This is a genomic window from Jilunia laotingensis (assembly GCF_014385165.1).
GTDB classification, from domain to species: Bacteria; Bacteroidota; Bacteroidia; order Bacteroidales; family Bacteroidaceae; genus Bacteroides; species Bacteroides laotingensis.
The window spans coordinates 1666480-1684976 of record NZ_JACRTF010000001.1 but is presented as its reverse complement, the minus strand read 5'-3'; the positions used below and the strand labels follow the sequence as shown (position 1 = coordinate 1684976).

At 36.6% G+C, this 18497-nt stretch carries 12 protein-coding genes and 1 pseudogene; 3 read left to right on the top strand and 10 right to left on the bottom strand.

What is annotated here, in order from left to right:
* The first annotated feature begins 145 nt into the window (after positions 1-145).
* Entirely contained in the window at positions 146-1954 is a 1809-nt protein-coding gene (locus H8744_RS06405; RefSeq protein WP_262434048.1) for a T9SS type A sorting domain-containing protein, read from the top strand.
* A 203-nt stretch (positions 1955-2157) separates the two neighbouring features.
* Here H8744_RS06405 and H8744_RS06400 read toward each other — a convergent pair whose 3' ends face one another.
* A complete protein-coding gene (locus H8744_RS06400) occupies positions 2158-3975 on the bottom strand; it encodes a mechanosensitive ion channel family protein (RefSeq protein WP_262434047.1) in 1818 nt (605 codons plus the stop codon).
* A 112-nt stretch (positions 3976-4087) separates the two neighbouring features.
* Here H8744_RS06400 and H8744_RS06395 point away from each other — a divergent pair, with 112 nt between their 5' ends.
* The gene (locus H8744_RS06395; protein ID WP_262434046.1) at positions 4088-5044 is read left to right on the top strand and encodes a calcium/sodium antiporter; all 957 of its coding nucleotides are present in this window, start codon (positions 4088-4090) and stop codon (positions 5042-5044) included.
* Positions 5045-5161: 117 nt separating this feature from the next.
* On the opposite strand, the gene H8744_RS06390 is transcribed toward H8744_RS06395, so the two are convergent.
* Positions 5162-5821: an outer membrane beta-barrel protein gene (locus H8744_RS06390; protein ID WP_262434045.1), complete on the bottom strand. Its 660-nt coding sequence runs from the start codon at positions 5819-5821 to the stop codon at positions 5162-5164.
* A gap of 285 nt (positions 5822-6106) precedes the next feature.
* Between H8744_RS06390 and H8744_RS18845 the strand changes: the two are divergent.
* Positions 6107-6327 (top strand): annotated as a pseudogene (locus H8744_RS18845) (family 20 glycosylhydrolase); the annotation flags it as partial.
* Between the two features lie 6 nt (positions 6328-6333).
* On the opposite strand, the gene H8744_RS06380 reads toward H8744_RS18845, so the two are convergent.
* The 8 genes from H8744_RS06380 to H8744_RS06345 all read right to left on the bottom strand — a co-directional run bounded on the left by H8744_RS06380 (position 6334) and on the right by H8744_RS06345 (position 17901).
* The gene (locus H8744_RS06380; RefSeq protein ID WP_262434043.1) at positions 6334-7644 is read right to left on the bottom strand and encodes an HlyD family secretion protein; all 1311 of its coding nucleotides are present in this window, start codon (positions 7642-7644) and stop codon (positions 6334-6336) included.
* Entirely contained in the window at positions 7644-9860 is a 2217-nt protein-coding gene (locus tag H8744_RS06375; RefSeq protein WP_262434042.1) for a peptidase domain-containing ABC transporter, read from the bottom strand. The genes H8744_RS06380 and H8744_RS06375 overlap by 1 nt, the downstream gene beginning before the upstream one ends.
* 787 nt (positions 9861-10647) lie before the next feature.
* The gene (locus H8744_RS06370; protein WP_262434041.1) at positions 10648-11520 is read right to left on the bottom strand and encodes a thiopeptide-type bacteriocin biosynthesis protein; all 873 of its coding nucleotides are present in this window, start codon (positions 11518-11520) and stop codon (positions 10648-10650) included.
* A 9-nt stretch (positions 11521-11529) separates the two neighbouring features.
* A complete protein-coding gene (locus H8744_RS06365) occupies positions 11530-13683 on the bottom strand; it encodes a lantibiotic dehydratase family protein (protein WP_262434040.1) in 2154 nt (717 codons plus the stop codon).
* A 1-nt stretch (position 13684) separates the two neighbouring features.
* Positions 13685-14866 carry a lanthionine synthetase LanC family protein gene (locus tag H8744_RS06360; RefSeq protein ID WP_262434039.1) on the bottom strand — a complete coding sequence of 394 codons (1182 nt, stop codon included), beginning with the start codon at positions 14864-14866 and terminating at the stop codon, positions 13685-13687.
* Between the two features lie 127 nt (positions 14867-14993).
* Positions 14994-15236 carry a class I lanthipeptide gene (locus H8744_RS06355; protein ID WP_262434038.1) on the bottom strand — a complete coding sequence of 81 codons (243 nt, stop codon included), beginning with the start codon at positions 15234-15236 and terminating at the stop codon, positions 14994-14996.
* A gap of 296 nt (positions 15237-15532) precedes the next feature.
* A complete protein-coding gene (locus H8744_RS06350) occupies positions 15533-15949 on the bottom strand; it encodes a DUF3244 domain-containing protein (RefSeq protein WP_262434037.1) in 417 nt (138 codons plus the stop codon).
* A gap of 164 nt (positions 15950-16113) precedes the next feature.
* Entirely contained in the window at positions 16114-17901 is a 1788-nt protein-coding gene (locus H8744_RS06345) for a tetratricopeptide repeat protein (protein WP_262434036.1), read from the bottom strand.
* Between the last annotated feature and the right edge of the window lie 596 nt (positions 17902-18497).

Here is an 18497-nt window from a genome sequence, read left to right as displayed (position 1 = left end):
AATGAGAACAAACACCTGTAAAATTATAAACCAACACATAATTCAGCCTTAAATATAATTTTTATCACAAAACATACCTAGAAACTAATAATATTGATTATATTTGTAAAAATTCACTTATTGTTATACACATAAAACAAAACTTATGAAAAAAGTACTACTTCAAAAGATCCTAAGTACAGGACTATTTCTCTTATTCGTAACATCCCTGTTGGCAGACGTGCCTGTAACTCCTAGACAAAAAGTTTTAAAACGTTGCAACAAAAGCGAGTCTATAGCGACGGCCCAGAAGAACAAAAGAATGGGTCGTGTTGAATTAAACGCTATAACACGTACATCTGCGCGATATAAGACACCGAATGAAACAGTTGTGGAATACCCGGACAGCATGATCGTATTTACTCCTGATGGTATAAAAACGTACATCACCAAATTCGAATACGATGATAACAACAAACTGACCCATTTGGAAGAATTCAGACAATCAGATCTCGATAATACCTGGATACCGACAAAAGAGCAGATTGTCAGATACGATGAAGCCGGACTAGCCGTATATAATGAGTTCTACGAACTGATAAAAGAAGTATGGACAGGTACCAAAAAAGCTGCTTTAGAATATGACGAATATGGCAACATAGTCTATCAAGAACAATTCTACTGGAATGCCACTGACGGCAAATGGATGAACAACCAAAAAGAAAGCTCTTCCTACCGCCCGGACGGGAAACTCATTTCGGAAGAAGGTTATTATTGGGGAGAAGATGGCTGGTTCGGAAGTTTTAAAGACATCTACGAATACAACGAATTGGGGCTTGTAACCAGATATAATGAATGGGAATGGGAAGATGATGAATTTATTGAAAGCTTCTACTACATTTGCGAATATGATGCCATCAAACCTTTACTTCTGAAAATAAGAACGGAATATGAGCTGGACTACGCCACAAACGAATTTTCAGCTACCGCAAAAGGAACTTTCACTTACGATGCGAATGATGAACTTGAAATGGCATTTTGGCAAGAGTCAGAAGACGGTGAATGGGTAAACGATCAGAGAATAATATACGAACACATCAATGGGAAAATGACCCTGGAGGAAGGATATGGCTGGGAAGACGGTGATTGGGGATTTTCACAAAGATGGGAAGGTGAATACGATGCTGAAGGCCGTGAAATAAAATCCCGCTTTTATTATCCTGATAATACCACCGGGACACCTCTGTTAAGTTCGGTATACACCCATGAGTACGATACGAACGGAAATCAAACCCTCTATCAGATAGAATCGATCCCATACGGTAGTTCAACACCGGAACTGATCCTTATGCAGAAAGAAATTACCGAATATGACGAAGCTTCCCGTAACACGCTACATGAAGTATACGGGTATGATATGGAAGAAGCAGAGTTCATTGGCGTGATAAAAGAGATATTTGAATACACAGGACATGAAAATGACGTGGCAAATTATGAAAGCTATGTTTGGGGAGACAAAGGTTGGACACCTGCAACAAAAGAAGTCGGTACTTATGACAACAATAATCTTTTAAAAGAAATAGTCCGTTCAGAAGGTGATGCAACAACCGGCAAATGGGTAGAGGGTTCTAAATATCAGTTCACTTACAATGAAAATAGCAACCTGCTCCGTGAAGATTATTTCGTTTCAAACGGAATGAAAGGCTGGATAGCCGATTCTTACCTCATATATTATTATCCGATTGAAACAGGAATTCAAACCAATAATCAGTCAACCCGCCTGAATATTCAGGTTAACCAAAAATTACTTACCGTTTCAAACCTAAAAGGCTACGAGTCGATACGGATTCATAACATTAACGGACAAATGGTGCAAAATGCGAAATCTCAAGGAAATACATTCTCAATAGCATTACCCCAAGGTGTTTATATCATTTGCGTGGGGAATGAAACAATGAAAGTCTCGATAAAATAAAAGATTAGAAAAGAAAACTGATCAATAAAGGAGATATTATGACAGTTGGAAGGATGCTATGCAGAGATAAAAAAAACAGAAAACACTGAAACAAAAGCTTTGTATAGTCTCTTTAAAGTATTGCACGCAGAGAACGAGAATCTAGTGAGCATTCACTCTTGTAACGTTTCTCTACGTGCAATGTCTTATTTTTCTTCTTTATTTTATGCCGGCTTCGTACTTCCCGTACCAGTGGTTTGTGGTTTGATATCTTCCTTTGGAATAGTAGACTCATTGCCGTCGCGCATTGCCATGTAATGAGGAGACATAATCTCCACATCTGCCTCAGCAAACTTATCCTGAATATTCTGAAGCAGATCCGAATGAATCTGTGTCAATTTATCCGCCTCTTTAATATAGGCATTAATCTGATAGACCGGATACCAGTCCTGCAAGGAGGTCTCCAGAACGAACGGTTCCGGGTCGGCTGACACACCTTCGGTAGCCAAGGCAGAATCGATCAGCAACTGATGCACCTTCCTCCAAGGCACATCGTAACCGATGCTGACCTCCGTATGAATAATCAGACCGTAAGTGCGTGCGGACGAGCTATAATTCACAGTGTGCGAAGACATGATAAATGAGTTCGGAATCGTCACCAGTTCATTCTTCGGAGTTTTGATACGAGTCACCAATGCCGTCTTCTCAATCACATTACCTGTGGTGTCATTCAGCTTGATACGGTCGCCCAGCTTAAACGGACGCATATAAGTAATGACAAGCCCCGCCATAATATTTCCGATTACCGTACTCGATCCCAACGAAACAATCAAACCGACAAAGACAGAAATGCCCTTAAAAATATCCGAATCCGCGCCCGGCAGGTAAGGATAGATCATGGCAATCATGAAAGCGTAAAGCAGAAAACGAAAAATGTGGAAGGTGGGAAGTGCCCAATCCGGATAGAATCCCGTAATCTTCAAATGCCCGGAATCGATCTCCGTGGCAAGATAACGCAATCCCTTCACCAAATATTTCACAGCATAATAAATGATGATGATGGTGAAGAGATTCGGTATATATTCCACAATCCCCCAAAATATGCTTTTAACCGGGTTCCAGATATATGAAAAGATAGTATAGGCAAGATCTTTCGTCTGCGGAAAGATGGAAAACAGTAAAGGCACAGTAATCAACAACTGCAGCAACATGACGACGTACCGTCCTATATTAGCGAGGAATATAAGCAAGTTAACCTGCTTCTGCGTATCGAGCAATTGATAATTCTGAATGGAAATCGGCTTCAGTTTCGTATCTTTCAGCTTCTGGATACGTACTTTCAGTTTTCTGTACAGCCAGCTGGTGAGCCAGAACAAAAGATACTGTCCAGCCAACACAAGAATGAAATAAAGTATCCGCTTACCCAGCTGCCACGCACTATGTTCTTCTTTCAGCTCCTTCAATTTCTGCACGATGACCTGCCGTTCCTTAGCAGCTAACTGATCGCGCGAACAATTCGCCCAAAGGCCGTCCTGATCGGTAAAAGAAACAATTACTTTATTACCATACATGATATCTGTAACGATATCCGTACTTTCGATATATACCGAATCGGGATTCAGATTAAAACGCTTACCCAGTTCCTCGATAGCGTCAGCATCCATCTGCGCACGTTGTTGCGGAGTATATCCGCCCCTCTTTGCATAAAGATAGAACAACGTATCGCCTGTGACCACTACCGGCACTCCCGGAGTAAGGGCTCTCAAAGAATCGATGCGTTGCATCTGCTTCGCCTGTTTCAAAGAGTCAGCGGCATCCGCCTGATATTTCAGCAACTCTATCTCCATCCGCATATTTGCCTCATTCAATTTTGCAGCAGCCAGTTCATTCCTCACACGGGCAATACCTATCGTATCAGAATCGGGAACAACGGGAATTATGATCGTATCGGGGACAGATGTCTTGACGGTATTCTGCGCTGATACACCCACCGCAAGCAGCAGACAGATGAACAAAATACTTAAGAATCGGTTATTTTTCATACTAAACAAGTTTTGATTTTAGATAAACGTGCCAAACATACACAATGTTTTTGATATGGCAATCAGTGTAAATCATTATCTTTGCGCAGAGTTTACAGAAAAGGACAAAAAGATGGATATATTACTTCTTATCGGAGGGCTCATCCTCATTCTAATAGGTGCAAACGGTTTGACGGACGGTGCTGCTTCCATTGCCAAACGCTTTCGGATTCCTTCTATCGTCATCGGACTAACCATCGTAGCATTCGGAACATCGGCACCGGAGCTGACCGTCAGTATCTCTTCCGCCTTGAAAGGAAGTGCAGACATCGCTATCGGAAACGTGGTGGGGAGCAATATCTTCAATACTCTGATGATCGTAGGTTGCACGGCACTCGTCGCTCCCATTGTCATCACCAGCAACACGTTGAAGAAGGAGATCCCGCTCTGTATTCTTTCCTCCATTGTACTGTTGATATGTGCCAACGATGTATTCTTGGACGGGGCTTCCCGCAATGTCCTCAATACCACCGATGGCCTGTTGCTACTTTGTTTCTTCGCCATCTTCATGGGTTATACATTTGCCATCTCGAGCCATCCGGACAGCGGCAGCCAGCCGGAAGAGATACGGGTGTTACCTGTCTGGCGTTCCACACTCTACATCATAGGCGGACTTGCCGGTCTGATTTTCGGAGGACAATGGTTTGTCGATGGAGCCAGCAACATCGCTCGCAACTTGGGAGTAAGCGAATCGATTATCGGGCTGACTTTGGTTGCCGGAGGAACTTCTTTACCGGAACTGGCTACCTCGGTTGTGGCAGCATTGAAAAAGAATCCGGAGATAGCAATCGGCAATGTCATCGGCAGCAACCTTTTTAACATATTCTTCGTATTGGGTTGCAGTGCTTCCATCACCCCGCTCGGACTGAACGGAATCACTAATTTCGACTTGCTGACACTTGTCGGTTCGGGAATGCTTTTATGGTTATTGGGTCTATTCTTCGGAAAACGCACCATTACCCGCATAGAAGGGAGCATATTAGTACTTTGCTACATAGCTTATACGGTGATATTGATTCTTAATATCTAAAGCATTCACGATTATAAAAAGAGGCACCTCGACTTATGAGGTACCCCTGAAAATGTAATGTTATGTTCGCCCGAATCCACAAAGATGAAGCCTATTTACCTTCAGGAGTTGCTTCAATTACAACAAATAACATCCGAGCGTAATACACAGATCACTGTTCATCGCTTTCCCGTAGGAAGAATGTACCTTTAGGAATCCGGCCGAATAAGAAACACGGAGGAAATAGTCTTTGATTTGAAATTCCGACCCCAGCCGTATACCGAAATCGAAACGGTTGTAACCCACGAACTGCCCATTCTGGAATGATTGGTCTTTGAATACATTAGATATCCGTTCTTCATTGCTTTCTCCGGTTGGCTCCCAAACAGCCGTACCCTTTCCGTTAATTCCACAATTCAGATATACTCCTCCTTTAAAAATAAATCTGGCTTGTGAACTTTCGTTTCCGATTTGGGTTACATGTCCAAACATAAAGGGAACTTCTAAGCAGTTCATTTTAGTTCTCAATTCCTTTATGGCTGTTCGGTCTGACAGAAACCCTGACATATTATATCCTTTATACACATAGTAAATTCCGGTTTCATACATAAGCCCCGACCTTTTCTTTGGGAAAAAGTCCACGGTTACTCCGGCTCTTTCCATCATATCGGTAGAGTTATAGACATCATCGGAGATAATTCCGTTTATACCACCTCCTACTTCAAGTCCGACTTTGACTTGAGCCCGGACACCTGCCAAGAGCAGCAAAGAGAAAACAAAAAGAATAGTTCGTTTCATATATATTATATTTTGGTTATACCACAAAATTAATTAATCTGATTGTAAAACGCAACAGATTGTATACAAATTATCACTGTTATCCAACAATATATTCTCCCACTTAAGCCTGTCTAAATTTTACTCAAGATTTTATCGACCATGCTTTAGAATAGAGATTTAAACAGGCCTAAGATTACAAAGCCTAACTAGTGCTTCTCATATTTGCGTTTATATGCAAATAAAACAATTTCCAAAAGCAACAAGATCACTAATTCTCCTATACAATATTGATATAACAGGGAGATTGCCGGGAAATGGGATTACAAAGGCAGCCGTATCTAGTTAAACAACCAAGAAATATTTCCTTCCAACATGGACGGCAGACCATACACAACCAAACAATGAGAAAGCATTGGGTTTCTACTCCGCAAGTACGCCTAGTTAAATGGATGTTTACAGTTGCTTTTGTTACACTGGATGGCGAGGAATCGGTAGAAAGACTGATTTATTCAAGAAATAAATGAGATTCGTCATTCATATTTCAAAATCTTTTTCAACGGCATGAACACACGTTCTATTAGTCTCAAATCCTCCGTAATGATATCGGCACTCCCTTTCATTTCTCGAACAATGGGCAACTCCTTTCCGTAATTTGTACGCATTCCATCTGGCAAATATACTTCCACCACATATTTGCCGTCAGCTCCGGGCAAAGGTGAAACTGATTGTACATTTCCGCTTATATAACCGAATTCCTGATCAGGATAATTGTTCAATCGTATCAGAACCCGCTGGCCAGATTTCACCTTACCCGATCCTTGTAAGGGAAGCAACGCCTTACCCATCGGACGGGAATTTCCAAAAGGAGCCACCACAAATACTGTCATATTCGACTCCACATACTGGTTGCTGCTCCACACGCTCATTAATGTGACTTTGCCAGCTACCGGAGCAACCAACAGATAATGCTGTTCCCAAGAAGTCAGTCCAACAGAAAGTTGTTCGGTAGCATTTTTGAGTTCTATCCTATGCTTCTGTTCTTCTTCTGTAGCTTGCCTGTGTACATCCAGTAAATTTTCTTTATCCTGCCCTATTTGCATTGCAATCTGCGTCAATGACATTTTTGAAGCCTCCCGGGATTGCAGACTTTGCAAATAATCCTTTCCCGATTGGTCAAACTCAGCAGGAACTATCGCATTGCAATCGTAAAGCAATGAATCACGTTGATACAACTTATGTGCCAACACTTGTTCTTTTTCCTGCAATTGATATTGCTTGCTGGCTAAATGATAATAGGTTTGCTGCTTCCGTAACCGCTCTTCACCACTGAATATTTTACGTTGATAATAATTTTGTTCCGCAAAACGAATGTAATCACTCAATGCAGAAATGAATGAAGCATATGCCGCTTGGCACTCCCCTAATCGCAAACGTATATCAGTAAACAAAACTTTTCCTGTTTCTAACGAGTAACCAGCTTCTGCCCATTCTTTCATTTTCTCTTTCAGTAATAATACATCTTTTGTGAATGCGGCATTTTCTATTATTCCCAAAGGAGTACCTTGTTTTACAATCTCCTCATTTTTTATAAATAGCTCGGCCACCCTTCCGGCTGTACGTGCCTGCACATAAGCGGGAGGATTCTCCATACTCAGGGTGATTTCAGCTTGTATCGTATCCGGATATTTAAACAAGTAACTACCAAAAAGCAATGCTGCAATCACACAGAAAAGAACAGTTATCCCCCAGCGAAGAATCCAGGGAGATATTTTGTTCATTACTTGTTGAACGTCCTCACTGCGAAGTTCTACATTCCTATATTCCGCATCCTTTTTATCCATCAATTCCCCAATTCTAATTGATTTTTTACCAATTGATAATACAAGCCTTTTTTCAGAGTTAACTCTTGATGAGTCCCTTCTTCTACAATATACCCCTGATCAAGCACCACTATTTTATCTGCATCTCGTACCGTACTCAAACGATGAGCCACTACCACTACCGTCTTCCCTTCGTAGAAATCCCGAAGATGCTCCATGATTTCTTTCTCATTGTTGGCATCCAATGCATTCGTAGCCTCATCAAAAAATAAATATTCAGGATTCTTATATACAGCCCTCGCAATCAGGATACGTTGCCGCTGTCCCTGGCTGATGCCGTTCCCTTCCATCCCTATCTTCGTATCAAAGCCTAATGGCAAAGAATTGACAAACTTTCCTATATTTGCTACTGTCACAGCATGGCGTAACCGCTTTTGGTCTATCTCTTCGTCACCAACAGCAATATTTTGAGCGATAGATTCTGAGAAGATAAAACCATCTTGCATCACCGAACCTGTTTTGGCACGCCATAAATGTGGGTTAATAGTATCCAAGGGGGATTCACCAACCTTCACTTCCCCCATATTGGGAAGGTAAAAACCGAGCATTAACTTCACAAGGGTAGTTTTCCCACTACCGCTTGCTCCCACGATCGCTGTCACTTTCTTTTCAGGTATCACCAGATTGATATCTTTCAACACATAATTCCGATCCGCCCCATCGTAACTAAATGATAAATTCTCTATCCATATATCTTTATGCTCGGGCAAACGAGTTAATTTGGAAACAATCTCTTGCTCTTCGTCTGTCTTCCCATGCACCTCGTTCAAACGTTCAAGGCTGATTTTTGTATCTTGCAACTGCTGAGCAAATCCGATGAACGAACTGACGGGAGCGCTCAATTGTCCTATAATATAAGTCAGAGACATCATCATACCCAGAGTCATTTGTCCGTCAACTACGGCTTTCGCAGCTATAAAGGATATCACAATGTTGGTAGTCTGGTTAAAAAAGACAGATCCCGTCTGTTGTACCTGTCCCAATGCAAGTCCTTTTACACTAATCTTAAACAACCTCACCTGAATACGCTCCCATTGCCACCGTTTCTGTTTCTCACAATTGTTCAATTTGATCTCCTGCATTCCTGTTACTATCTGGATCAGATTACTTTGCTCGCCCGCTGCTTGTGCAAATCGCCGGATATCGAGTTCACGCCGATACTTCATAAACAATAATATCCAACAAACATACAATGTGTTCCCCAACAAAAAGATACCCAGAATTAACAAATCATAGTACGCCAGCACAAAAGCGAAAACAAAGAAATTGAGAAAGGAAAATAAGGTAGTTATGGACGATCCTGTAAGGAAAGACTCGATGCGGTTGTGATCGCCAATACGCTGCATGATGTCCCCCAACATTTTTGTATCAAAAAAACGTATGGGAAGTTTCATCAATTTGGCAAGGAAATCGGATATCAATGAGATATTAATGCGGGTATTCATATGAAGCAGTATCCAGCTGCGAATAAACTCCACCGAAAGTTGTGAAACGAAAATCACAAGTTGGGCAACAAGAATCAAAGTAATAAAACTTATATTACCATCCCGTATGCCGACATCAACCAATGACTGCGTTAGAAACGGAAAGATAAGTTGTAGAACGCTTACTGTCAACATGCCCAATGCCAGTTGTACCAATTGCGATTTATATGGAGATAGATAACGAGCAAAAAACCACAGGCTTTTCTTTCCTTTTTCCTCCGGTTCATCTTCCCGATCATAAAATTCTACCCCCGGCTCTAAAGCCAATAACACTCCCCGACACACTACTTCTCCTTTGATAGACAACCAACACTTTGCAAATGCCTTCTCTTCATATACCACCAATTGGCTTCCCGGATCGGCTATGTAAAAACGTATCCCTTTTCTAGTTTTCCTTATACGGTAACATACCACAAAATGATTCTGGTTCCAATGTAGGATACAGGGTAACGGAACGTTTTCAACCAAATCCTGCAAAGTGGATTTTGCTCCGACAGTACGAAAACCGATGGATTCGGCAGCATCACTAATTCCCAACAATGATACCCCATCACGGGAAAGGAAGGAACGCGCACGGAGTGTCTGCAAAGAATAGCTTTTGCCGTAGTACTTAGCGATCATTCGCAGGCAGGTTGGGCCACAGTCCATGGCATCAAGTTGTTGGTAAAAGGGGAAATTATTCTTTATCTCCATCACTAGAACTTTCATTATTAATATAACTTATGTACTTTTTTATCACCATTTTTCAAATACACAGCCGAATGTTCCTCCACGTTAATCGGGAATGGACAATTATAGAAAGCATTCAGCCTCTCCCATCCTCCAAACGAATAATATCAAAGCGATCTTTCAAATGCCCCTCTCTGTTTTGCCATCGTATAATTTTAAACGTCCACTGCCCCTTGTTAATATAGTTCAAATAAGCATCATCCGGAAAAGCCCCACACAAATCACGTAACCTAAATAAGAGAATATTTCTTCCTATAGTAGACAATAATCATTTGCAAACAAGTTGGTTCACAATTCATCACACCATGTTGGCTACTAAAAAAAAATATTTCATAGATTATCTTTAATCTAATCGTTATTACCTTCCTCAATCACGAACACTTTTATAACGAATGACTAAGTGAATAATGGTTATAATTAGTATCCTAAATGTAATCGCAAACGACAACCTATAAATGAAATTATTCGTCACATACTCAGCGATAGTGAACAATAAATCAAACCAAAAATATTCTAATATCATTCGAAAAATAAAGTCAAGGGCATTTTTAACTATATTGACACGCAATATTCTTTTCCAAACAATAAATTTATCTTTGTAATGAAATTTATTAATATACTGAACATTCCATCGACTTAGCAACAAGGAATACGATGCCATTAACAAACTAATTAGCATAATTTTGTAAATTGCCATAACTTATATTTTTTAAATTAATAATACGACTTTTCGTCAAGTAAAACCAATCAACTATATCTCAAATCTAGCCAAATAAGAATCGTAATACTTGTATAGAAAGAAATAAATTACCATTTCATGAAGTCGATTCTTCGATTTAAAGAAGCGATTCATTGTCATATGGATTAAACTAGATAGTGAATAATCAGAAATCCATTGTAATTCTTCCTTATTTAATTTCTTTGTTATTTCTTCCAAATCATTTTTCCTTCTGTTCAGAATGTCCGAATACTTAATATATACAACACTATTTTCCCTATCCATAGTTCTCCAGACATTTGACTTATTAGTCCTATATTTATCATTTAATTGCTTGGTAAATTTATGATTAATAAATCCATGTTCAAGTTTCAACTGTTCCGACAGCATACATAAATATTGTTTTTTTGATTTGCCATCAAAATCAAAAACATTTAAAAGATCATCAATAAGTAACAAAGATAAATTCCAACGTTCATACTCTCTTAAATCTTCATCATATTTCTGCAATATTGACAACAGAGACAATATAGACCAGCTGTCAATACAAAATATTTCCTCTACATACTTTATTAATTCATTGCCATAACGCTCAAGCTCACGATTATAAGTATCACACATTATTCTAAAAATAGAACCATTATTCAAACAGGGTTCTAAAAAGACTAGTAGGTTACTGAAAATAGTTGCATAAGACTCTAATTTATCAACATACAATCTTAATCTTAAATGAAACAAAGGATCTGAATATCTAACAAAGAAAGAGCCCATAATCACACCCTCATTATAAAGTGTATGAATGAAAGGCATTACGTTTTCAATCAAAATATTATCCGCAGTTTGTTCACCTGTATATATTTTAAAATAAATCCATTGGCTACCTGGAATAAATAATCTTTTAACCATACCTGTTGTTTATTTATGAAACATGAAAATAAATTCATTAGTAAATACAGACTTCCCTGATTTCACAATAGAGTGATCCTCGTCAAACAAAAATTCTTCAAGTAATACAGTTTTACGCTTAATAAGAATAGAAAGAAATAACTTAACATGACTAATTATATAAAAATCAACATATAATTCATTATCATAATCTGGTATTATGACCTTTTGAGATATTTTTTTATTTTGAAGAATTACTTTTATTTTCTCTAAAAGTTTACCATCTTCTATTTGCCTACAATCAGCAATATCAGATTCTCGAATTATCCATCTTTTTCTAATTAAAACAACATTCTTATATTGTATTCTTGGCAAATAATCCACATTATGAAATATATTATTCCAATGAAGATTCATATCAAATATAGGATTATCTCCATTCTGAAAATCACATAAAAAACGAAAAACTGGTAATGTACTTAAAGAGTAATTATATGCACATGTTAATTTAGGAATAATTTCTTTATTATATTTTTTTGATCTCAATATCAGTTTACCATTTTTTATAGACAAAAGTAAATCCGATACTGATATATTATTATCATTCATATCATTACAGTTAGATAAATAATGTAATGTGTAATTTCTTAAATCAGGTCGGGACATGATATTACCTATTCTAGATTCTGGTAAATGAGATATTTCTACTAAAATCAGATTTGTACGCAATTCAGCTTCTTTATCACAAATATCTTTTGCCATTTTTTTTATTGAGGAATTAATATAGCAAAATCGTCCTAATAAACATGCTGCACTACTATAGTTACTAATAGATTTAATATAAACCGACCTAGCTTTATCGTTGAAAATATTACACAACACACTAATGGTATCTGGAATTTCTATCTCAGAATTAAGCCTTTCAAAATCTTTATTATCTAAAAAAATTACATCTTTTCCACTAGCCAAACATTCCGTATATTTCCTAATAAGAATTTGATCAATAGAACTAAAAATATCATTTCTAAAATTTTCAGTTAAAGAAGGCAGAATTAAATCATCAACTAAAGGGCTAACACTATGCCCAGACCTCACAGGATATCCAATTCCCAATTCACTATCCATAATATCTTGCAATGGAACTTCTTGCCCATCATATCTTTCCATGAATTTTTGTTTAAATGTTTCCATATCCACATTTTTCTTTTGAATAGATATTCTACCAAGAAATTGAATAACATTATTAATATCATTAACGATTTCAGAAGAAATAGTTGCAACTTTCGTTGGTTTAAATAAGTCGGTTTGAAATAGATATTTAGAATTATAGTTGATTTCAAGTCGGTTAATAATTTTTATAATATCATGATAATATTGAATGGAATCTCCAATATCCGTTCTATTTATTTTTTCGAGGAGACTCTTTATTACATTTAAATCATCCAGTATCAGAACATTCTCTAATTTTGATAGTTTTTCTAATAATGACTCAAAAATATCATTACCAATTGTACAAGGTTCTAATTCACTTTTCAATAATTGTGAATTTATTAGTTCATAAACAAAATTTTCAGCCTCTTCATAAGTAATATCACTATCCACCAAGGTTTTTGACAAGCTATATATATTAGCGCCATAACGTGCTTTCTCGATAATCAATGAAATGTAATCCTCAAATTGAACAGATGAAATTTGATATCGTTTTAGAAAATTCACATCTATATATTCTATATATCTATATTTATCCGCAATTCTATATAATGAATCATTAGGGTAGTATAGTAATTGAATTTGAACATCATGAATATTCTCTATTTTTTTTATAAGCTCACATAGAAATTGCATATCCAATCGTGTTTGTCTTGTATAGAAATGAGAATCTACCAATTCAATTTGACTATTTTCACTAATACTACCAACAGAACATCCCGCAAATAAACCAAATGGAGTACATCTAGTGCAAGCTCTAATAAAGTATTTTAAATAGGATTCAGAGAGTTTTTTATCTTTCTTTTTATCGTAATATTTTTTTTTAGAATCTAATAAATCATTCGATGCTAAGAAAATAGCTTCACTAAATAAGGCAGAATCAATCAATTGCTCTTCTTTCCCTATATCAGAATAGGGGATCAAAGGAGTTCGTAATATGAATTTATCAAATGCAGTGTAATTATGTTTATCCATATCAGTGTTTATTTAGAAGTAGAAAGAAATGATTCCATTCAAAACATATTGGATTGTTTGAAACCACAGTCAACAACATCAACCCTATTCCAGAAATACCTGTAAGTAATGAACAATCATTTTTATAATTACCATTCCATGTTTTATACCCAGCCAATCCATCTTTAAAACTAGCCATTTTTAATGTAACTGATATCCAATAATTACATGTTTCCATGAAAATAAAGTTTCGAGTTTCATTATACATATAATAAAAAATCATTGCTAATCCAGAACTACCATGACAAATTCCTGCATCTTTTATCAAAGTATCATCAATTGATCTCCTCGTACAAGATTCAAGCATTATATTTAATGAAACAGATTTCCAGAAACTATTTTGCAGAACCTTTCCAGCTTCCCACAATGCTAAAGCTATTCCCAAATCACCATAGCACCAAGCTAATCTACTTTTCTGAAGAAATGTATCGCTTTCCAACGATTGTATTGGAAAAAAACAACCATAAATATTATAATCTATTCTCTGAGAAAGAATATAATTAACCGCTCCCGTAATTAATGTTTGAACAGATTTAGATTCAATGTTTTTTTCATAAATTCGACACAATATAATTACTAAACTTGACATTCCATGAGACAAGGAAATATTAATGCCCCGCTTTTCTTTAAAATCAATAAAAGAATACCATTTAATTTTTTCACCATCGATAACTGCCGCCTGTTCTAAACTTCTTATAGCTGCTTTTACAAATTTCACATCATCCATTTGACCCAATAAAATGCCTAAAGACCCATGAAAATAATCATAGTTACAGTTATTAAATCCCCATTTCATCATTCTAAATAAATATTTTTTATAATGCTTTTCAACATCATTATAATCTATATTCAAAGACATACTTTTATCTAATAAATTCAAGCCATATAAAATACCCGAAATCCCATTGCAATAAGATATTTGTAAAACATGACTAACTAAATTATCGAAATAAATGTCGAATCGCTTTTCTAATGTTTTGATTATATTTACTTGATCATAAATAATAGAATAATATTTTAAAAAGATTAGCGCTCCTAATTCTCCTGATAAAAGTGATAAATCATTAGAAAACTCTTTTTTTAAATTAACTGCTAATAAAACATTAGCAATCTCAGTTATTTTTTGTTCTATTAGTTCTTTCATTAATCTCTTCTTTTCGTAAGAAAGTTACAGAAAAAGAAACGACAGTTATGGCTATTTTATCTAATACCATCCTGATTGAAATAAGTATGCAAGAAAGTATTATCTTGCATACTTATTTTCACTTTCCTTATGACATACACCACCTAGTTTCACATACACATGTATTACAATCTGTTTGTGCTGTAGGGCAATGTTCAGCTGTGGCCATAACTACTGTACCAACAGCACATGTTACCGCTCCTAAAACGGTACTTGCAACAATAGTAACAGTATCTTTGAGTACATCCCAAGTACCACCTCCTCTAATTTGAGACATATCATCCAACTGAGTAATAGTTTCTTTTTTCAAAGAAAGCTTCTTCTTTTCCATATTAATAAGAATTTCGTTACAAACTACAAGATTAACAAACTCATTTTTTTAGAAAATTAGCCTTGCAACAATTCACACACGTAGAAAAGACAAGGATAATCCTTTCCATCTTTAACATTCCAATTTCTTTCCCATACATTTTTAAGAATAAACTGTGTCTATCAGAATTGAATATAAGAAATAGGCACAGTAAACAAACTAAAGTTGTTTTTTCCTAATTTGAAAATCATACTCATGACTTAAGATTTTTAAAAGAATTAATTTCACACATCATCTATAAATGAATATACTATGTTTTACATCATGAACTCTCCGTCCAGCACCCAAGAGCCAAATTTGATCTCTAGTTGATAGCACGTACCATCTTCTACCAAACCTAGTTGGATCACTATACAACCTAACGAAGTATAGCTTTCCGAATAGATAATCTCACCTTTGTCAGCATTAGTAATCGTAATAGTAATTGCTTCTTCCAAAAAAGAAAGGAAATCTACGGTGAGTGTTTCACCATAAATAAAAGCCGTGATGGGGAATTGTGCAGGACTATGTTGAACTTTCCCCTTACCACCAGTACTAGTTCCCGGATGAATATTCTTCAACGGAATTTCTTTTTTATTCACCACAAAAGAACCGTTCCATTCACTTTGTGCATAAACCGATTGACCTGATAATAAACTTACAAGAACAATAATAATTAACAATAACTGTTTCATAGCATCTAAATATTAATTAATTAAAAATTCTTTAATTTGTTGGCTGTCACAAAAGAGCGCATTTTGCATTATAATAGTATTAGAGCTTTCTGTTAAAAAGAGCTAATCATCTGATTTACAATAGAAGGTAATTACATTTATTTGGAATTTCTCGCTTTCATGAACTATTCCATCCTTTTTAGAAGCTCATCTAACTTCACATCTTTACTAATCTGCATCCGCCCTTTTAGAGCCTTTTCGTATTTATAAACCGCATCAAGGGTGCGAGAAAGAATGTATTGAATCTCCGCTTTTTTGAAACCAAACCTCACCAAACAACAGAAATGAATATCATCCATTAATAACAGTGTATATTTAGCACTCAAATTCCGTATAAATTCGGGAAACAGCTTTCCAATCTCTGTTTCCAGTTCTTCCCATTCTTTCTCATTTAATTTCTCCTTCAGATCGGGATTCTCTTTATTTACTTTTATCAGTTCGAGTAATCTATGATAGATGGGAGTGTTCTCTATCAAACTGATGAAATTCTTCTTTTGCAGTTGATTTATAATGAGCGTGTCCTTGACACGTTGATTTTCCAACTGTATACAAATCTCATTTTTTTGCATCAATAATTCTTCATAAGCACTGATAAGTTGAGTTTGTCTAAGCCTGCCATTATCGTATTCATCACACTCCCGTTTCAATGAAAGCATTTCTTTTTCTTTAGTATCGATCTCTTGTTGAAATTTCTCAAGCAGAAGAAGAGTTGACTTATGCTCTTTTAGCAAACGTACCTCTTCGTGCTTCTTATATTTGCGTTTATATGTAAATAAAACAATTGCTAAAAGCAACAAGATTACTAATCCTCCTATACAATATTGATATAAAAGAGAAGACGAAGCATACTTTCGAGCTGCTTGACGGTATAGAATATCCTTGGACAGAGTTACTATTTCAACCGGTTTTTCAAGTTGCCTCACCGAATCTTCATAAACCAAGCTGCATTTTTCATAATAGACAGCATCCGTTTCCTTTCCTTCTGCACGGGCTATGTCGGCTAAACGCATATAGGCTCCTTCTTTTATACTATAACTGGAAGATGATAAACATTTATCTAGATATACTTTTGCAGAGTCACGCTTCTCTTGTTTATAATATGTACTTCCTAATAACAAATAACATTCATACATAGATTCCGGATAAGGTTGAAGAGTCATATAATAGTTAATAAAGTAAGTAGTTTTTGAGAAATCGGACATGCGTTCATAAAGGTATCCTAATGATCGCACTATTTCGCTTTCTTCATGCAAATGCATCCCAAAAGAAGCTTTTACAATCATGAGAGCTTGTTTCAAACAGCTTTCTGCTTCGGCATAATATTCTTCACCTCTTTCCATGCAGATATCTCCACGCATAGCTAAAGCCATAGCCCAATGCAATGAATCTCTATGCAATTCAGTCAATTGAATTTCTTCTTTATATAAAGAATCAGCTTCATCCAATAATCCGTGTTCCCAACAAAGATAGCCCAAATTCCCCTGCAATAAACACATTAAAGTATGTTCTTTTGCTTTTTTTGCCAATGGCATGGCTGTCAGGAACTCGCGTACGGTTCCTTCGACATCGCCCATATCTTGATGGACGCGACCCCAATAATAATGGGCTTTTGCCCGGGAAGACAAATCATTGGTGGAATCATAATACTTAACTGCTATCCGTATCAATGAGTCACCGGTAAGAGTGATATAATTCTTATCCATTGCCTGAGTCAGTAACAAAGCATGGCGTGCCTGAAGGGAAACAGTAGTCAAATCATCAACAGGAAAGGAGTCTAAAAGAATCAGGGCGCTGTCGGCATATCCTATCTGCAATAACAAATCGGCTCGTGACAATACCGGCAATAAACTATTTTCGGGATGAGAACAGGAAAAAAACATTATCAATGATAACAAAAGGAGAGTATTTCTCATAGTTGATTGTTTTTAATACCAAATCCCGATTAGTGGAACTTATCTATAAATAAGTCTGCAAGTTATAACAAATATTCCAATCATCAAAAGAAAGAATAAGAAAAATCCAGTTCTCGTTTGCACCCAGCCACTTTCCGTATATCCCTAACTAAAAGCTCACCTTAAAATCATGTATAGAGCGATGATGCTAAATCCCCGAAAACATTCGTCAATGTAACGACAGAATGAGGATTCTCCCATCGTCCTTCAATGTGGGATTAAGGAATTATATTTTACACTATCGGCAGGCGGAAATGCTATCATTTCTTGGTCAGGAATGAATCCCTCGTTAGTCACCGATGAAGAGGTCGTTCCTCACCGATGAAGGAGCCATTCCTCACCGATGAAGAGGGTGTTCATCGGTGAGGAAAAACAGCAGTCAATACATATTGATTATCAATCGTTTAGAATTTTACATTTTCAATATTATTGCATGAGCATCAGAAATTGTAATATAATAAAGGAGTAACCAAAGAAGGAAGAACTTTTTACAATTACTTATCCAACAAATAGATTTGTATCCGCCTTATCTGCCATTCAAGAAGATAACACAGTGC

What these genes read in the sequence shown, in the direction of transcription:
- H8744_RS06345 (WP_262434036.1), bottom strand. Translation starts at nt 17,901, where the DNA reads ATGAGAAATACTCTCCTTTTGTTATCATTGATAATGTTTTTTTCCTGT.
- H8744_RS06395 (WP_262434046.1), top strand. Translation starts at nt 4,088, where the DNA reads ATGGATATATTACTTCTTATCGGAGGGCTCATCCTCATTCTAATAGGT.
- H8744_RS06400 (WP_262434047.1), bottom strand. Translation starts at nt 3,975, where the DNA reads ATGAAAAATAACCGATTCTTAAGTATTTTGTTCATCTGTCTGCTGCTT.
- H8744_RS06405 (WP_262434048.1), top strand. Translation starts at nt 146, where the DNA reads ATGAAAAAAGTACTACTTCAAAAGATCCTAAGTACAGGACTATTTCTC.
- H8744_RS06370 (WP_262434041.1), bottom strand. Translation starts at nt 11,520, where the DNA reads ATGGTTAAAAGATTATTTATTCCAGGTAGCCAATGGATTTATTTTAAA.
- H8744_RS06380 (WP_262434043.1), bottom strand. Translation starts at nt 7,644, where the DNA reads ATGGATAAAAAGGATGCGGAATATAGGAATGTAGAACTTCGCAGTGAG.
- H8744_RS06360 (WP_262434039.1), bottom strand. Translation starts at nt 14,866, where the DNA reads ATGAAAGAACTAATAGAACAAAAAATAACTGAGATTGCTAATGTTTTA.
- H8744_RS06355 (WP_262434038.1), bottom strand. Translation starts at nt 15,236, where the DNA reads ATGGAAAAGAAGAAGCTTTCTTTGAAAAAAGAAACTATTACTCAGTTG.
- H8744_RS06365 (WP_262434040.1), bottom strand. Translation starts at nt 13,683, where the DNA reads ATGGATAAACATAATTACACTGCATTTGATAAATTCATATTACGAACT.
- H8744_RS06350 (WP_262434037.1), bottom strand. Translation starts at nt 15,949, where the DNA reads ATGAAACAGTTATTGTTAATTATTATTGTTCTTGTAAGTTTATTATCA.
- H8744_RS06375 (WP_262434042.1), bottom strand. Translation starts at nt 9,860, where the DNA reads ATGGAGATAAAGAATAATTTCCCCTTTTACCAACAACTTGATGCCATG.
- H8744_RS06390 (WP_262434045.1), bottom strand. Translation starts at nt 5,821, where the DNA reads ATGAAACGAACTATTCTTTTTGTTTTCTCTTTGCTGCTCTTGGCAGGT.